Annotated in this window: 14 protein-coding genes and 2 tRNA genes; 2 read left to right on the top strand and 14 right to left on the bottom strand. The window is 69.6% G+C overall.

Annotated features, from left to right (window positions below; all coding sequences use genetic code 11):
* The 3 genes from Q5Z10_RS07490 to Q5Z10_RS07480 form a co-directional block, all read right to left on the bottom strand.
* A tRNA-Gly gene (locus Q5Z10_RS07490) sits at window positions 1–76 on the bottom strand.
* A 115-nt stretch (window positions 77–191) separates the two neighbouring features.
* Entirely contained in the window at window positions 192–1298 is a 1107-nt protein-coding gene (locus Q5Z10_RS07485) for an NAD(P)/FAD-dependent oxidoreductase (RefSeq protein WP_303638614.1), read from the bottom strand.
* 170 nt (window positions 1299–1468) lie between these two features.
* A complete protein-coding gene (locus tag Q5Z10_RS07480; RefSeq protein ID WP_303638613.1) occupies window positions 1469–2680 on the bottom strand; it encodes an NAD(P)/FAD-dependent oxidoreductase in 1212 nt (403 codons plus the stop codon).
* A 102-nt stretch (window positions 2681–2782) separates the two neighbouring features.
* On the opposite strand from Q5Z10_RS07480, the gene Q5Z10_RS07475 reads away from it, so the two are divergent.
* Both Q5Z10_RS07475 and Q5Z10_RS07470 read left to right on the top strand, forming a co-directional pair.
* Window positions 2783–2920 (top strand): hypothetical protein, encoded by a 138-nt coding sequence (locus tag Q5Z10_RS07475; protein ID WP_303638612.1) that lies wholly within the window; start codon window positions 2783–2785, stop codon window positions 2918–2920.
* Window positions 2921–2964: 44 nt separating this feature from the next.
* Window positions 2965–3525, top strand: coding sequence for an RrF2 family transcriptional regulator (locus tag Q5Z10_RS07470; RefSeq protein WP_303638611.1), 561 nt, complete (start codon window positions 2965–2967; stop codon window positions 3523–3525).
* A 62-nt stretch (window positions 3526–3587) separates the two neighbouring features.
* Here the strand turns inward: Q5Z10_RS07470 and Q5Z10_RS07465 are convergent.
* From Q5Z10_RS07465 to Q5Z10_RS07415, 11 genes are all read right to left on the bottom strand, one after another.
* Window positions 3588–3663 (bottom strand) — tRNA-Gly (locus Q5Z10_RS07465).
* Window positions 3664–3730: 67 nt separating this feature from the next.
* On the bottom strand, window positions 3731–4357 hold the full coding sequence (gene pgsA / locus Q5Z10_RS07460; RefSeq protein WP_303638610.1) for a CDP-diacylglycerol--glycerol-3-phosphate 3-phosphatidyltransferase: 627 nt from the start codon (window positions 4355–4357) through the stop codon (window positions 3731–3733).
* A gap of 17 nt (window positions 4358–4374) precedes the next feature.
* Window positions 4375–6219, bottom strand: a complete 1845-nt coding sequence (gene uvrC / locus Q5Z10_RS07455) for an excinuclease ABC subunit UvrC (protein WP_303638609.1) — start codon at window positions 6217–6219, stop codon at window positions 4375–4377.
* Window positions 6216–7628: a hypothetical protein gene (locus Q5Z10_RS07450; protein ID WP_303638608.1), complete on the bottom strand. Its 1413-nt coding sequence runs from the start codon at window positions 7626–7628 to the stop codon at window positions 6216–6218. Before Q5Z10_RS07450 ends, uvrC begins: the two co-directional genes overlap by 4 nt.
* Window positions 7625–8113 carry a low molecular weight protein-tyrosine-phosphatase gene (locus tag Q5Z10_RS07445; protein WP_303638607.1) on the bottom strand — a complete coding sequence of 163 codons (489 nt, stop codon included), beginning with the start codon at window positions 8111–8113 and terminating at the stop codon, window positions 7625–7627. The genes Q5Z10_RS07450 and Q5Z10_RS07445 overlap by 4 nt, the downstream gene beginning before the upstream one ends.
* On the bottom strand, window positions 8110–8883 hold the full coding sequence (gene kdsB, locus Q5Z10_RS07440; protein WP_303638606.1) for a 3-deoxy-manno-octulosonate cytidylyltransferase: 774 nt from the start codon (window positions 8881–8883) through the stop codon (window positions 8110–8112). The genes Q5Z10_RS07445 and kdsB overlap by 4 nt, the downstream gene beginning before the upstream one ends.
* 74 nt (window positions 8884–8957) lie before the next feature.
* Entirely contained in the window at window positions 8958–9977 is a 1020-nt protein-coding gene (gene lpxK / locus Q5Z10_RS07435; protein WP_303638605.1) for a tetraacyldisaccharide 4'-kinase, read from the bottom strand.
* Entirely contained in the window at window positions 9977–11725 is a 1749-nt protein-coding gene (gene msbA, locus Q5Z10_RS07430) for a lipid A export permease/ATP-binding protein MsbA (RefSeq protein WP_303638604.1), read from the bottom strand. Before msbA ends, lpxK begins: the two co-directional genes overlap by 1 nt.
* Window positions 11722–12144: an ExbD/TolR family protein gene (locus Q5Z10_RS07425; protein WP_303638603.1), complete on the bottom strand. Its 423-nt coding sequence runs from the start codon at window positions 12142–12144 to the stop codon at window positions 11722–11724. Before Q5Z10_RS07425 ends, msbA begins: the two co-directional genes overlap by 4 nt.
* Window positions 12145–12147: 3 nt before the next feature.
* Window positions 12148–12810 carry a MotA/TolQ/ExbB proton channel family protein gene (locus Q5Z10_RS07420; RefSeq protein ID WP_303638602.1) on the bottom strand — a complete coding sequence of 221 codons (663 nt, stop codon included), beginning with the start codon at window positions 12808–12810 and terminating at the stop codon, window positions 12148–12150.
* Window positions 12811–12813: 3 nt separating this feature from the next.
* Entirely contained in the window at window positions 12814–15213 is a 2400-nt protein-coding gene (locus tag Q5Z10_RS07415; RefSeq protein WP_303638601.1) for a DNA internalization-related competence protein ComEC/Rec2, read from the bottom strand.
* Window positions 15214–15242: the final 29 nt, after the last annotated feature.

Raw genomic sequence — 15242 nt, 5'->3', positions numbered from 1 at the left:
TGGAGCGGGAAACGAGACTCGAACTCGCGACCTCAACCTTGGCAAGGTTGCGCTCTACCAACTGAGCTATTCCCGCAGATTCCGTCCGACCTGCGTCGAAGGAGCGCCATTGTGTCGATATTGCTGCACGGCGTCAACCGGATTTTTCACCCGCCCGGCGGGGCAGCGTTCAGCTGCCCGACCCGGCGCTCTCACGCGCGCACGCCGCGGCGGTGGAAGTAGATCTGCTCGGCGATGCGCCGCGTGGCGGCCGTGTGCACCAGCGCATTGAGCGGCCAATCGGCCTGCAGTTGATCCATCGCCCAGCGCAGCAGGCGCTTGCCGTGGAAGGCCGGGGCGGCCTGCCGCGCCACCCGTTCGGTGTCCGGTCCTCGGCCGCGCAGATGGCGGGCAATCGCCTCGCCGACCGCCCAGCCATGCCGCCACGAGGAATGGATGCCTCCGGCGGACAGTGGTGAGACGATGCCGGCCGCATCCCCTGTCAGGACCAGGCGGTGGCCGGTGATCGGGCCATCCGGCAGGCCGCAGGGCACCAGCCCGGCGCGGGTGGACGACGGCTGCAAGGACGGTGCGATGCCGACGACGTCGCGCACATGCGCGATGAAGCCATCGATGTCCGGCACCCGCGCCTGCATCGGATCATGGCGCAGGGCGAGCCCGACCTGCACACCCGTAGGATTCTGCGCGACCCACCCGATGTAGCCCGGTGCATAACGCTTGCTGACGAAGCAGTGCAGCGCATCCCCCTGTGGCAACTGCAGGCCATTGAACTCGCGCTCGACGCCATAAAGGGTGTCGCGCACCTGGCCCAGGCCGGTGCGCTGCGCCACGCGCGAACGCGCACCGTCGGCCCCGACCAGATAGGCGCATCGCCCTGTTCCTTCCACCTGCCAGCCATCACCCCTGCGATGGGCATCGGTGAACGACTGCTGCAGGCGAAGGTCGACACCGTTCGCGCGCAGTTCGCTGGCCAGCCAGCGCATCAGGTTCGGCGTATCGGTGGTGAGGAAGTAATAGCCAGGGGCGGCCAGCAGCACGCTGCGCAGGTTCGGCGCATACAGGCGCACGTTCGCGACGCGTTGCACGAGATGTTCAGGCATGCGCCCCAGCCAGGTCTGCTCCATCGCCTCCTTCACCACGATGCCGGTGGTGTGCAGGCGCTCGCCGGGGTCGGCCTTGCGTTCGAGCACGCAGACGCGCAGGCCGTACTGGGCGGCCGCCAGCGCGCAGGCGGCACCGGCGAAGCTGGCGCCGACGATGACCACGTCGTGCTCGTAGGCGGAGGGTGGATGAGGCATCGCGGCACACCTTGGCGGATCGGTAATGCAGCTTCAAACCCTCGCGTGGCGGGTCGATGGGGTGGCGGTGAAGTGGGGATGAAGCCGTCGGTGCCGGGGACCGGCACCGCATTGAGTGGGCTCCAGCAACAGCGCCGTTCCGGCACTGCTGCGGGTTTCGCCGCGTGCTGTCAGGCAACCACAATCCGAAGGGGATCAGCCGAGGCCAGGATCTCCGCGCGCTCACCGGTGGGCGGATAGATCCATTCGGTGTTGATGCGGGTCTTGAGCGCCTTGGCCTCGGCACCGGACAGCACCACCTGGCGATCCCAGCCTTCGGTGTAGACGGCGCCCCACGGCCCCAGATCCAGGCATGTCACGTACTTGGGCTGCGCGTACGGAATCATCGATTCCCCGATCAGGTCAGCGGCAGCGTTATGCCCGGCGGAGCGTCCCAGGTTCATCGCGTGCTGGCAGGACATCATCGCCACGTTGCCCTCGTCATCGGTCGCGGCATGTGCGCAGTCACCGGTGGCGAACACCGCGTCCACCCCCTTCGCCTTGAGGGTACGGTCCACATACAGCCGACCGACGGCATCGTGCTGGCCGGGAATCTGTGCAGCCAAGGCACTGGCGCGCGCGCCTGCAGTCCAGACGACGGTAGCCGCTTCGATGCGTTCGCCGTTGTCCAGCGTCACACCGTCGGCGTCCACGCGGGCTACGCCGGAGCCCAGGCGCCAGGACACACCGAGTTCGGTCAGGGCCTGGGTGATGAGCGGGCGCGGCCCCTCTCCCAGGTCCGGGCCCAGCGCATCGGCACGCTCGACCATGATGACGTTCACCGCCGCATCGGCACCGAGCACCTCGCGCAGGCGCGCCGGCATCTCCGCTGCGGTTTCGATGCCGGTGAAGCCTGCGCCTGCGATCACCACCGTATTGCGGGCAGCACTCTGCGGGCGGGCGGCAAGCGCTTCCACATGCGCCTGCAGGCGCGCTGCATCGGCGATCTGGTCGACATTGAACGCGTGCTGCTGCAGGCCGGGAATCGGCGGGCAGTTCAGGCGGCTGCCGGCCGCCAGCACCAGGCGATCGTAGTGCAGCGTCTGCACTGCGGCATCGGCGCCGGTGCCGGCCACCTGTACCTGCCGGCTGGCGACGTCGATGTGTTCGACGCGCCCGGCGAGATAGCGCACGCCGACCGCATCGAAGATGGCCTGCAGCGGCGCTTTCATGCGCTCCGGCCCCTTTTCGTACAGGCGTGGGCGGACATGCAGCTCCGGCGCCGGCGCGACCAGCACGATCTCCACGTCACGGCGCGCGGCCTGGTCGAGAAGACGGGCGGCGGCGAGCGCGCTCCACATGCCGGCAAAGCCGGCGCCGATGACAAGAATGCGTTGGGACACGGAAGAAATCCTTATGGGAATCGGGGGGCTCAGGCGCCCTGGTGCGCGGGCGCCATGGGCGGGGTGATGTGCTGCGCCTGCGCAGCACATAACGCGGATCATATGAGTCCGCGTTATACGGTGCAAGCGCAACAGGGCGCCGGCGTGCAGGCCAGCAGCCCTGCCCCGCAGCCGCATGACCACCACAACGCCAATGAAATCAAGGCCCTGCGCGACGCGCAGGCGGCTTGCGGCCGGTAACTCAGGCCCCTATAGTCCGCGTTATATTTTTCTGGACCGGTCCCATGGCCCACATCGGAACGGGCGTCGAGTACGCCCTGCACTGCCTGCTCTGGTTGCTCCCGCCGCTGGAGCAGCGACCCAGCAGTCGAGACCTGGCCGAACTGCAGGGGGTGCCGGCCGCCTTCATGGCGAAGATTTTTCCGAAACTGGAGAAGGCGGGAATCGTCGAGTCCACCGGCGGCATCCGCGGCGGTTACCAGTTGGCGCGTGCGCCCGAGGACATCAGCGTGTTGGATGTGGTCGATGCCGTGGAGGGGCAGAAGGCGCTGTTCGATTGCCAGGAAATCCGCGGGCGCTGTGCGCTGTTCGACGGCAGTCCGCCGCGATGGGCCAACCGTGGCGTGTGCGGTATCCACGCGGTGATGCTCAATGCGCAGAAGGCCATGCGCGAAGAACTGGCGCGTTCCAGCCTGGCGTCGATCGCCGAGGGCGTGCAGGGCAAAGGGCGCCCGGCGAGCTTCGAAGGCGATGTGCAGGACTGGTTTGCCGATCGTCAGGTGGCGCGCGAGGAAGCGCGCATCACCGGCATGCGCTCGCGGTCGTCGGCGCAGGACGATGATTGATCGTCGTGGAAACGTCCACGCATACGAAAAACGCTCCCTTGCGGGAGCGTTTTTCTTGAATCTGGAGCGGGAAACGAGACTCGAACTCGCGACCTCAACCTTGGCAAGGTTGCGCTCTACCAACTGAGCTATTCCCGCTTGGGAGGCGAAATTCTACCTGTTCCAGGAATGACGTCAAGCGGTTTTTTCAGGCCGCCCCCGGTTCTCAGTTGCCCAGCTTCTTCTGCCGCGAACGCTCGCGTGCGGCACGCTCGTCTGCGCGCAGGCTCGGCCAGGCGGCATGCAGATACTGCAGGCCCGACCACAGGGTCAGCACCGCGGCGATGGCCAGGGTCCAGTCGCCGATATGGAACACCGGCGGGCCCATCCAGATGTCCTCCACCGGCACGTTCGGCGCCACCGAATACAGCAGGCACAACAACGCGACCATCTGCGCGGTGGTTTTCACCTTGCCGATCATCGCCACCCGCACCTTGGCGCGCTGGCCCAGCTCGGCCATCCACTCGCGCAGCGCCGACACCGCGATCTCGCGGCCGACGATCACCGCCGCCCAGAACGCCATCCACGGCGTGGGGTGGCCCTGCACGATCAGGAACAATGCCACTGCCACCATCAGCTTGTCCGCAACCGGATCGAGGAAAGCGCCAAAGGCCGATTCCAGCTGGTAACGGCGGGCGATCCAGCCGTCGAGCCAGTCGGTGATCGCGGCCAGGCCGAAGATCGCCGCCGACGCGAAATTGGTCCAGGTGTAGGGCAGGTAGAACACCAGCACCAGCACCGGGATCATCACGATCCGCAACAAGGTCAGCCAGGTGGGCAGGGTCAACGTCATGCTGCTGGTTTCTCTCTCTACTCGGCCGGATCGGGCGTGGCCAACCCGTGCAGGTTAGCGTAGATGCGTGCCGCGAGGGCGTCATTGATGCCTTCCACCTTGGCAATTTCCGCTTCACCGGCGGCTTTCAGCCCGACCAGGCCGCCGAAATGCTTGAGCAGGCTGGCACGCCGGCGCGGGCCGATGCCTGGAATGTCTTCCAGCTTGCTGGTCATCCGTGCCTTCTGCCGGCGCCCGCGGTGGCCGGTGATGGCGAACCGGTGCGCCTCGTCGCGCACCTGCTGGATGAACTGCAGTGCCGGGTCGGCCGCGCCCGGGCGCAGCTCGCGACCATCGGGCATCACCAGCGCTTCGTGGCCGGCACGCCGCTCCACGCCCTTGGCCACGCCCACCAGCAGCACGCCCTCGACGCCGAGGTCGGCCAGCGCGGCCTGGGCCTGCGCCAGCTGGCCGGCGCCACCGTCGATCAGCAGCACATCCGGCAGCACACCCTGCTCTTCCACCGCACGACGGAAGCGGCGGTCGATCGCCTGGCGCATGGCGGCGTAGTCATCGCCCGGTTCGATGCCGCTGATGTTGAAGCGGCGGTACTGCGCACGCACCGGGCCGGCAGCATCGAACACCACGCACGAGGCCACCGTGGCCTCGCCCATCGTGTGGCTGATATCGAAGCATTCCACCCGCTTGACCGGCTCGGCCAGCCCGAGCATCGCGCGCAGGGCTTCGCTGCGCGCGTGCTGTGCGTTGCGGCTGTTGAGTTCGGTGGCCAGGGTCAACTGGGCATTGCGGCTGGCCAGCTCGACGTACCCTGCGCGTTCGCCGCGCACGTTCCATTTCAGCAGTACCTTGCGCTCGGCCGAGGCGGACAGCGCCGAGCCGATCAGGTCGGCGTCGGGAATCTCGCGGTCCAGCAGGATCTCGCGCGGCGGCTCGAATTCGATGTAGTACTGCGAGACGAATGCCGCCAGCACTTCATCCGCACTCTCCTCGCCATTGGTGCGCGGATAGAACGGGCGCGTGCCCAGGTTGCGGCCATCGCGGAACGCCAGCAGCATCACGCAGGCCTGCGAACCCTGCATGGCCACCGCCAGCACATCCAGGTCGGCGGCACGCCCATCCACGTACTGGCGGGTCTGCATGCTGCGCAGCGAGGTGATCAGGTCGCGCAGGCGCGCCGCCTGCTCGAATTCCAGTGCCTCGCTGGCAGCCTGCATCTGCTCGCCCAGCTCGCGGGTCAGCTCGTCGCTCTTGCCTTCCAGGAACAGCGCGGCACGGCGCACCGATTCGGCATACTCCGCCGGCGGCACCAGCTCGACGCAGGGCGCACTGCAGCGACCGATCTGGTACTGCAGGCAGGGCCGCGAACGGTTGCGGAACACGCTGTCTTCGCAGCTGCGCAGCTTGAACAGCTTGTGCATCAGGTTCAGCGTCTCGCGTACCGCAGTGACGCCTGGATACGGCCCGAAGTAGCGGCCAGGAATCGCACGCGGCCCACGGTGCAGCGCGATCCGCGGCCATTCTTCGCGGGTCAGCAGCACATGCGGATAGGTCTTGTCGTCGCGCAGGGACACGTTGTAGCGCGGCGACAGCGATTTGATCAGCTGGTTTTCCAGCAGCAGCGCTTCGGCTTCGGAGCGGGTGACCGTCACGTCCATGCGCACGATCTGCGACAGCATCGACATGATGCGCGCGTTCTTCGGGCTGCCATTGAAGTAGCTGCCCACCCGGTTGCGCAGCGCGCGCGCCTTGCCCACATACAGCAGGGTGTCATCGGCGGCGTACATGCGGTACACCCCGGGCGCGGTACTCAACTGGGCCGCGAAGGCCTTGCCATCGAAGGCCGGGACGGGAACTGCGGTCATTCGCTGATCGGCACTTCGCTGAGTACGCCGCTGTCCGGGTCGAAACGCAGTACGGCGTGGGCATCGGTCTCGGCGATCCAGACCGCGCTGGCACCGACGGCCAGCCCGGCCGGACCGTGCAACCGCCGCGGCAGTGGCTGGGTGGTCAGCTCGCCCCCGCCCAGACGCAGCGTGCGCAGGCGACCGTTGCCGGCATCGGCAATCCACAGCAACGGCGCATCCGGGCTCAGCGCGATGGCCTGCGGGAACTGCAGGCTGGCCTGCGCGCGCGGGCCATCGGCATCGCCGAAGCGCCACGGCCCCTGCCCGACCAGGGTCTGCACCAGATCGCCGCGCAGCTGCAGCGCGCGGATCGATGAGCCCAGCGCATCGGCCACGTACAGCACCTGCTGTACCACGGCCAGCGAGGTGGGCTGCGCGAACGCCGCCAGGTGGCCGCTGCCGTCGCGCTCATCCAGTGCACCGCTGCCGGCGCGCCACTGCAGGCTGCGCTGGCCGAGGTGATAGCTCCAGATACGGTTGTCACCGGCCATGGCGATATGCAGCTGGTTGTCGGCGATGGCCAGGCCGACCGGATGGTCCAGCGATACCTGCCGGGGCTGGGCCAGCGGCCCTTCGACCGGTGCACCGGGCCGGCCATTGCCGCACAGGGTATCGACCTGGCCGGTCAGCAGATTGACCCGGCGCACGGCATGGTTGCCGGTGTCGGCGACGTACAGCGCCTCGCGCTCCAGCGCCAGCGCCTGCGGCCGGTGGAACGCGGCTTCGGCGAGGGTGCCATCCATGAAGTCGGCGGTGCCCAGGCCGAACTGGCGCAGCACGCGGCCGCCGTGACTGCATTCCAGGATGCGGTGGTGGCCACTGTCGGCGATGTACAGGCGCTCCTGGCTCACCGCCAGCCCCAGAGGGAAGCGCAGCGCCTGCCGCGGCTCCGGGTGCAGTTCGTTGCCACCGCGCGCCGGGGCCGACGGCGTGCCTTCGCAGAGCGCGTTCAACGCCCGTTCCAGCTCCCCGGCAGCGCCCAGGCCGACCAGCCGCTGCTGCTCGCGCCCCTGCGCATCCAGCAGCACCAGGGTCGGCCAGGCGGTCACGCCGAAGCGGCGCCACCCGTCCCAGTCCGCATCCAGCAGCAGCGGCATGCTCAAGCCCTGCCGGCGCAACAGTTTCAGCGCGGCAGCGGCCTCACGCTCGAAGTCGAAACGCGGCACCTGCAGCACCAGGGGCTGCAGCTTGCCGGGGTGACGCGACAGCCATTGGCCGAACTCGGCCAGGCGTTGCGCGCTCCAGGCCGAGGCGGCATTGACGAACAGCAATGCCACCGGCCGACCGCGCAGTTCGGTCAGGGTGGAGGGCGTGGCGTTGAGCCACGTGGCGAACTCGGGCAGGTCCGGGACGGGCTGGACGTTCATGACCCGATTATGCCGGAGTCGGCGTCATGCAACAGGCGTGCCACCGCACGTTCTGCCGCTGCGTCGACCAGCGACCAGACCTGCTCGAAATGGTCCCGGCCGCCGGTATAGGGATCGGGGATGGCCTGACCGCCCTGCCCGCCCGACCACGGCAGGTACAGGGCCAGGCGTCCGCGCTGGGTCGCCGTGGCCAGACGGCCGGCATCACGCAGGTTGGCCTCGTCGGCGCACAGGATCCAGTCGAACCGTTCGAAATCGGCCGCCTGCAGCTGCCGCGCGCGCAGGCCGGCGATGTCCACGCCATGCCCGGCCGCGCAGGCGACGGCGCGCCGGTCCGGCGGCTGCCCCACGTGCCAGTCCCCGGTGCCAGCCGAGTCGATCTGCACGCGTCCGGCCAAGGCAGAGGCCTCCAGGCGCGCACGCAGCGCACCTTCGGCCATCGGCGAGCGGCAGATGTTGCCCAGGCAGACCAGCAGCAGCTTCATCGCGCGGCCATCGCCCGCAGCAGGGTCTCGGCGCGCTGCAGATCCTCCGGCGTATCGATGCCCGGCGGGAAGGCTTCGGGCGTGATCGCCACGCTGATCGGGAACCCGGCTTCAAGCACGCGCAGCTGCTCCAGCGATTCCACCCGCTCCAGCTGGCCCGGCGGCATTGCGGCGAACTGCTGCAGGAAGCCGGCGCGGTAGCCATAGATGCCGATGTGGCGCAGCCACTGGTGGCCGTCGGGCAGGTGATCGCGGCCCTGCGCGAAGCCATCGCGATGCCAGGCGATGGGGGCCCGGCTGAAGTACATGGCCTCGTTGCGCACGTTGCGCACCAGCTTGACCACGTTGGGGTCGAACAGCGTACGCGCATCCTCGACCGGCGTGGCCAGGGTCGACATCGGCGCCGTGCCGGCCAGCAGCGCCTCGGCCACCGCGCGGATGCCGGCGGCCGGTGCGAACGGTTCGTCGCCCTGCAGGTTGACCACCACGGTGTCGTCGGCCCAGCCGGCGCTGCGCGCGCATTCGGCCAGCCGATCGGTGCCCGATGCGTGGGACGCGGCCGTCATGGCCACGTTCACTTCGGCCAGGCCTGCCAGCGCATCGGCAATGCGCGGATCATCGGTGGCGACCCAGACCTCACGGGCACCGGCCTGCAGCGCGCGGCGCGCCACGTGCAGCACCAGCGGCTCCCCGCCCAGCAGGCGCAGCGGCTTGCCCGGCAGCCGCGATGCGGCATAGCGGGCCGGGATGGCAACAACGAATTCGGTCATGCGGGCGTACTCGGCAGGCGCGATACAGCAGGAATGCGGCCGGCGGCGTGGTTTTGCAAGCGCCGCGCGGCCGCTCAGTTCGGTCGCAGCTTGTCCAGGCGGTCGGTCAGCGCGACCCAGAACGCAGCAGGCATCTCTGCGCGCAGCGGCACCGCGTAATGCCAGTCGTTGCCGAACGCGCGGCACTTCACCGCGTCCTTCTCGGTCATCAGCACCGGCAGCTGGCTGCCGAACGCCAGGTCCTGCGGCTGGTAGGCCTGGTGGTCGGCGAACGCATGCGGCACCACGCCGATGCCGCGCGCGCGCAGCATGTCGAAGAAGCGCTGCGGGTGGGCGATGCCGGCCACGGCGTGCACGCGCTGGCCCTTGAAGTACGCCAGCGGGCGCGCACGGCCGCCGGCCAGTGGCTGCGCACTGTCGATGTGCAGGGCCATCGGCCACTGCCCGAATCCGCAGGCCTGGGCTGCACTGTCTTCGTCGGCCTGGCCGAGATTGACCACGCGGAAATCACATTCAGCGGCACGGCTGACCGGCTCGCGCAGCGGGCCGGCCGGAATCATCAGGCCGTTGCCGTAGCGACGCTGGGCATCGACCACTTCGATCTCGATATCGCGTGCCAGCCGGTAGTGCTGCAGGCCATCGTCGCAGACGATCACATCGCAGCCGGCCTCGATCAGCGCCTTGCCGGCCGCCACCCGATCGCGGTCCACCCTGACCGGCACGCCGGTCTTCCAGGCAATCAGCACCGGCTCGTCACCGCCCTTGGCGGTGGGCGTATCGGCCTTCACCCACAGCGGCGTGTCGGCATCCTCGCGGCCATAGCCCCGGCTGGCCACACCCGGTTTCCAGCCGGCAGCCCGCAGGCGCTCGACCAGGGCGATGGTGAGCGGGGTCTTGCCGGTGCCCCCGGCGGTGATGTTGCCGACCACGATGACCGGTACCGGCAGCGCATGGCGCTTGCGCCAGCCACGGCGGTACAGGCGCCGGCGCAGCGCGGTAACCCCGGCATACAGTGGCGCCAGCAGCCGCATCGGCCACGGAACCGGGCTGCCGTCATACCAGTACGGCGGTGTCTGGGTACCCTTGCCCGCCATCAGTCCTGCCTTTCGCGGAACTGCATGTTGTGCAGGTGCTGGTACAGGCCGCCCATCGCCAGAAGTTCCTGGTGGGTGCCACGTTCAACGATGCGGCCATGGTCCATCACCAGCACCTGGTCGGCATGTTCGATGGTGGACAGGCGGTGCGCGATCACCAGCGTGGTGCGCTCGGGCATCAGGCGCTGCAGGGCATCCTGCACCAGCCGTTCGGATTCGTTGTCCAGCGCGGCGGTGGCTTCGTCCAGGATCAGGATGGGGGCGTCGCGCAGGATCGCCCGCGCGATCGCCAGGCGCTGGCGCTGGCCACCGGACAGCAGCGCACCGTTCTCGCCCACCGGCGTCTGCAGCTGCTGCGGCATGCGCGCGATGAACTCCCAGGCATTGGCCGCTTCGGCCGCCGCGCGGATCTGTTCGTCGGTGGCGTCCATGCCATAGGCGATGTTGGCGGCAATGGTGTCATCGAACAGCATCACCTTCTGGCCGACGATGGCCACCTGCCGGCGCAGGTCGGCCAGCGGGTAGTCGTCCAGGGCGACGCCATCGAGCAGGATGCGGCCACCGTTGGGCTCGTAGAAGCGCGGCACCAGCCGGATCAGGCTGGTCTTGCCGCTGCCGGAACGGCCGACGATGGCGGTCACCGTGCCGGGCCGGGCCACGAAGCTGATGTCGTCCAGGGCGATGCCGCTGTCTTCGCGGTAACGCAGCATGACGTGCTCGAAGGCCAGCTCGCCGCGCACGCGCTGTACGCTGTGCCGGCCTTCGTCACGCTCGACCGGCATGTCGATGATGCCGAACAGGCGCTCGGCGGCGGCCACACCGCGCGAGATGGAGGTCTGCACGCTGGTCAGGCGGCGCAGCGAGGGAATGATGGCCATCATCGAGGTCATCAGCCCCATGAACTGGCCTGCGTTGAGCTTGCCGGCAAGGGCTTCGCGGGTCGATACCCATACGATCACCGCCAGCGCGAGCGCGGCCAGGAACTGCACCACGCTGGAGGCGGCGGCACGGGTGACTTCCACCTTCATGTTCAGCGCCAGCATGCGGTTGGCCAGGCGCGAGTAGCGCGAGATCTCGTGCTGCTGGGTGCCGTGAACCTTCACTTCCTGCTGCGCGGCCAGCGACTGCTCGGCGGTCTGCGCCATGGTGCCCATGCCGTCCTGGATACCGCGGCTGATGCGCCGGTAGCGCTTGCCCACGTAGGACACGATGCCGCCGATCAGCGGCACCACCAGCAGCATCGCGAGGGTGACCTTGACGCTCATCTGCAGCATCACCACCAGCATCGCAATGATGGTCAGGGTGTCGGCCACGATGGTCTTGAGCGCATCGGCGCTGGCCTGGGTGACCTGCTCGGTATCGAAGTTCAGGCGGCTGACCATCACCGGGGTGGCTTCGCTGTCGAAATGCGAGGACGGCAGGTGCAGGTACTTCTGCAGCACCTGCTCGCGCAGATCGCGCACCACGCTGCGGCCGGTGCGGGCCAGCGTGTAGTCACTGACCCAGGTCGCCAGGCTGCGCATCAGGAACAGGCCAAGAATGGTCAGCGGCAGCACCACCGCCGCACGCGGCTGCGGGTCGACGAAGCCCTCGTTGACCAGCGGCTCCATCAGCTTGGTGAAGTGGTAGCCGGCCAGCGCTTCGACCACCATGGCGATCACCGCGGCCACCATGAACACCCAATAGGCCCGGGTGTAGCCCAGCAGTCGTTTGTAGATCGGCCACACCGGCGCGTGATGGGAACTCATGGACGCACCTCTGGCGCTGTTGCAATGGCGATACGACGGAAGCCGAGCTGGCCCAGCGCATCCTGCGCGGTGACCACGGCCTGGTAGGGAGTGCGTGCGTCGGCGCGCAGCAGCACGGTCTGTTCGCGATCACTGCCGGCAACGGCGGCGATCGTCTGCTTGACCGATTCGACATCACTGCGCAGCACTTCCTGGTCATTGACGAAGTAGCGACCGTCCGCGTTGATCAGCACGCTCAGCGAGCGCGGCGGTTCATGGGTCTGCTGCTCGCTGGCGGTCGGCAGCTGCACCTGCAGGGTCGAGCGCGCGTCGAACGTGGTGGTGACCACGAAGAAGATGATCAGCACCAGGATGACGTCGATCAGCGGCACCAGGTCGATATGCGGTTCATCCTGGGACCGGTCGTTGCCGATACGCATCGATCAGGCCTTTGCCGTGGCGGCGGAGGCGGCGCGCGCGGCCGGTGCCGGGTTCATCACCCCCGGGCGACCATCCAGCGTGTCCAGCAGCGCACTGGCCTCCTGCTCCATCTCCACGACGTAGCCGTGGATGCGGCCCTTGAAGTAGCGATGGAACATCAGCGCCGGAATCGCCACGATCATGCCGGTGGCGGTGCACACCAGCGCCTTGCCGATGCCGCCGGCCAGCTGGTTCACGTCGCCCACGCCATGGTCGAGGATGCCGAGGAACATCTGGATCATGCCGACCACGGTACCGAGCAGGCCCAGCAGCGGGCCGGCCGAAGCGATCGTGCCCAGCGCATTGAGGAAGCGCTCCATGCGGTGCACCAGATGGCGACCGGTGTCTTCGATGCGCTCACGGATCTGGTCGCGCGGACGATTGCGCGCTTCCAGTGCGGCAGCCAGCAGTGCGCCCAGCGGCGAGTTGGAACGCAGGGTCTGCAGGTGCGCCGGGTCGAGCTTGCCGCGTGCGGCCCAGTTGCGCACTTCCTGGCCCAGCCCGGGCGGCAGCACCTCGTTACGCCGCAGGGACCAGAAACGCTCCAGGACGATCGCCAAAGCCAGTACGCCCAACAGCAGCAGCGGCACCATCGGCCAGCCACCGGCCTTGACCAGTTCCCACACGTTTCAACCCTCCGGCCCAGCGGCCGCTTGTTCGATCGGCGATAGGATAGCAGCCGACCGCGCCCGCCCAGCGGCATCCCACCATCCAGCCGCATGGATGCGCTGTTCACGCACCTGCAGCCCTTGCGCGCCAAGCCATACGCGGATCGCCCCGGCATCGGCGGTGGACAGCACTTCGGCCCCGACCGCGCGCCAGCGCTGGACCACGTCACGTTTCGGGTGGCCGAACCGGTTCTGGTGCCCGGCCGAGACCAGCGCCAGCCGCGGCGCCACCGCGCGCACCCAATCCGCCGTGGAGCTGCCGCCACTGCCGTGGTGCGGCACCAGCACCACGTCCGCGCGCAGCGCGGCGGCGCCCTGCTGCAGCAGCGCCTGCTCACCGTGCCGGCCGATGTCGCCGGGCAGCAGCGCCACCCCGTTGGCCGCGGCGATCCGCAGCACGCAGCTGGACTCGTTGCCATCGACGCGGTCATCCGGCGCAGGGTGCAGCACCTGGAAATCGACCCCGTCCCACTGCCAGCGCAGCCCGCGATGGCAGTGGCCGGCCCCGGCGATCATGGCGCCCGGCGGCGCCAGCACCTCCAGGCCCGGCAACCGGCGCTGCAACGCAGCCAGGTTGCCGCTGTGGTCCAGATGATCGTGGCTGATCAGCACCCGCCCGGGCGCCGCCTGTCCCAGCGCGCGCAGGGCCGGCACCAGCACCCGTTCGTCGCCCTGCCCGGCCATCGGCGGGCCGACGTCGTACCACAGCGCATGGCGGGCGGTCCGCACCAGCACGGCCGCGCCCTGGCCGACGTCATGCACCAGCAGTTCCACCTCCCCCTGCGCAGGCGCCGGGCGCGCCGGCCACAGCAGCGGCAGGCACAACAGTGTCCCCTCCAGCACACCGCCCGCGCCGCGCGGCAGCAGCCACCAGAACACCCCCAGCAGCGCCGCCGGCAACGCCCAGAGCGGGGCCTGCGCCAGCCACCACATCGCCTGCGGATGCTCGGCCAGCGGCTGCAGCAGCCGCCAGCTGAGGTCGAACAGCCACGCCGCCGCCCGCCAGGGGCCCTGCCCGGCACCGTCGCGCAGCGCCTGCAGCGCGGTGCCCAGCAGGGCCAGCGGCACCACCAGCAGGCTCCACCACGGAATGACCGGCAGGTTCAGCAACGGCCCCAGGCGGGCCGTGCCACCGAACAGGACCACGGCCAGCGGCAGCAGGGCGACGCTGGCCACGCCCTGCGACGCCACCGCGCCCCGCAGCAGCGCCACCGCGCCCCGCGGCCGCCCCTGCGGCAGGCACCAGAGCAGCCACAGCACGCCGCCGAAGCTGAGCCAGAACCCCGCCGACATGACCGACAGCGGCGCCGGCAGCAGCATCGCCAAGGCCGCCAGCGACAATCCCTGGGCCACCGTCACCGGTCGCCGCGCCGCCCGCGCCAGCGCCACCACGCCGATCATCAACGCGGTGCGCACGGTCGGCAGCTCGCTGCCGGCGATGACGGCGTAGCCGGCCGCGGCCAGCGCAGCCGCGCACGCTGCCGCCTGCGGGCGTGGCCAGTACCTGGCCAGGCCCGGCCACAGCCGCCAGAGTCCGGCGCACAGCAGCGCGGCAGCGCCGGCGACCAGGCCGACATGGAAGCCGGAAATGGCAATCAGGTGGGTCAGGCCCAGCGCACGCAGCTGCGCCCAGTCGGCATCCGACAGGGCGCGCGTATCCCCCAGCGCCAGCGCCTGGATGAAGCGCGCCGACGGGCGTGCGACCTGTGCGGCAATCGCCGCGCTGGTGCGCTGCCGCCACGCCGGAAGCCCGTGTGCACCGCGCAGTTCGCGTGCGCCGGCCGCCGCCCGTACGCGGCCGCTGCCGGCCAGTCCACGCAGCAGCGCATGCCGTTCGCCATCGGAGCCGCCCGGGTTGATGCGCGAGCGCGGTGGTCGCACCTGCAGCGCAAGCTGCCACTGGGCACCTGCCTGCACGCGGTGGCGCAGATCAGCGGCGCCATCGCCCGCAGCGGCGCGCCACGGGTCGTGCCAGCCGACCTGCAGCAACCGCCCCTGCAGCGCCGGCATTGCATCGCAACGCTGCACGTCCAGCAGGAACCGGGTATGGTCCGGTCCGGTTTCGGGCAGGTCGACCACCCGGCCGCGCACCACCACCTCCTGTGCCGCGGCGCCAGCCGGCAGCTGTGCCCGCAGCGCCCAGTGGCCGTGGCAGGCGGTCCAGGCCAGGCCGAACAGCAGCGCAGCGGGTCCGCGCCCGCGCCAGCGCAGCAACCATCCCGACGCCGCCAGGCCGGCCGCCGCGACGCAGGGCCATAGCGGCGGCAGCGCCGGCAACAGCACGCATGCCAGTGCGCCCGTGACCAGGCCGGCGGCACACGCCGGGCCCAGCATCGGCGGCGGTGTGCGCTCGGCAGGCATGGGCACAGACTGCCGCGCCGCCGCAGCCT

This window comes from Stenotrophomonas sp. 704A1 (assembly GCF_030549525.1).
GTDB lineage: Bacteria > Pseudomonadota > Gammaproteobacteria > Xanthomonadales > Xanthomonadaceae > Stenotrophomonas > Stenotrophomonas tuberculopleuritidis.
The sequence above is the reverse complement of the archived record's forward strand: the minus strand, read 5'-3'. Positions and strand labels throughout refer to the sequence as shown.

Bases quoted from the DNA above. Each gene is read 5' to 3' on its own strand.
- Q5Z10_RS07485 (WP_303638614.1), bottom strand. From the start codon at position 1,298: ATGCCTCATCCACCCTCCGCCTACGAGCACGACGTGGTCATCGTCGGC.
- Q5Z10_RS07475 (WP_303638612.1), top strand. From the start codon at position 2,783: ATGAGTCCGCGTTATACGGTGCAAGCGCAACAGGGCGCCGGCGTGCAG.
- Q5Z10_RS07470 (WP_303638611.1), top strand. From the start codon at position 2,965: ATGGCCCACATCGGAACGGGCGTCGAGTACGCCCTGCACTGCCTGCTC.
- pgsA (WP_303638610.1), bottom strand. From the start codon at position 4,357: ATGACGTTGACCCTGCCCACCTGGCTGACCTTGTTGCGGATCGTGATG.
- uvrC (WP_303638609.1), bottom strand. From the start codon at position 6,219: ATGACCGCAGTTCCCGTCCCGGCCTTCGATGGCAAGGCCTTCGCGGCC.
- Q5Z10_RS07450 (WP_303638608.1), bottom strand. From the start codon at position 7,628: ATGAACGTCCAGCCCGTCCCGGACCTGCCCGAGTTCGCCACGTGGCTC.
- Q5Z10_RS07445 (WP_303638607.1), bottom strand. From the start codon at position 8,113: ATGAAGCTGCTGCTGGTCTGCCTGGGCAACATCTGCCGCTCGCCGATG.
- kdsB (WP_303638606.1), bottom strand. From the start codon at position 8,883: ATGACCGAATTCGTTGTTGCCATCCCGGCCCGCTATGCCGCATCGCGG.
- lpxK (WP_303638605.1), bottom strand. From the start codon at position 9,977: ATGGCGGGCAAGGGTACCCAGACACCGCCGTACTGGTATGACGGCAGC.
- msbA (WP_303638604.1), bottom strand. From the start codon at position 11,725: ATGAGTTCCCATCACGCGCCGGTGTGGCCGATCTACAAACGACTGCTG.
- Q5Z10_RS07425 (WP_303638603.1), bottom strand. From the start codon at position 12,144: ATGCGTATCGGCAACGACCGGTCCCAGGATGAACCGCATATCGACCTG.
- Q5Z10_RS07415 (WP_303638601.1), bottom strand. From the start codon at position 15,213: ATGCCTGCCGAGCGCACACCGCCGCCGATGCTGGGCCCGGCGTGTGCC.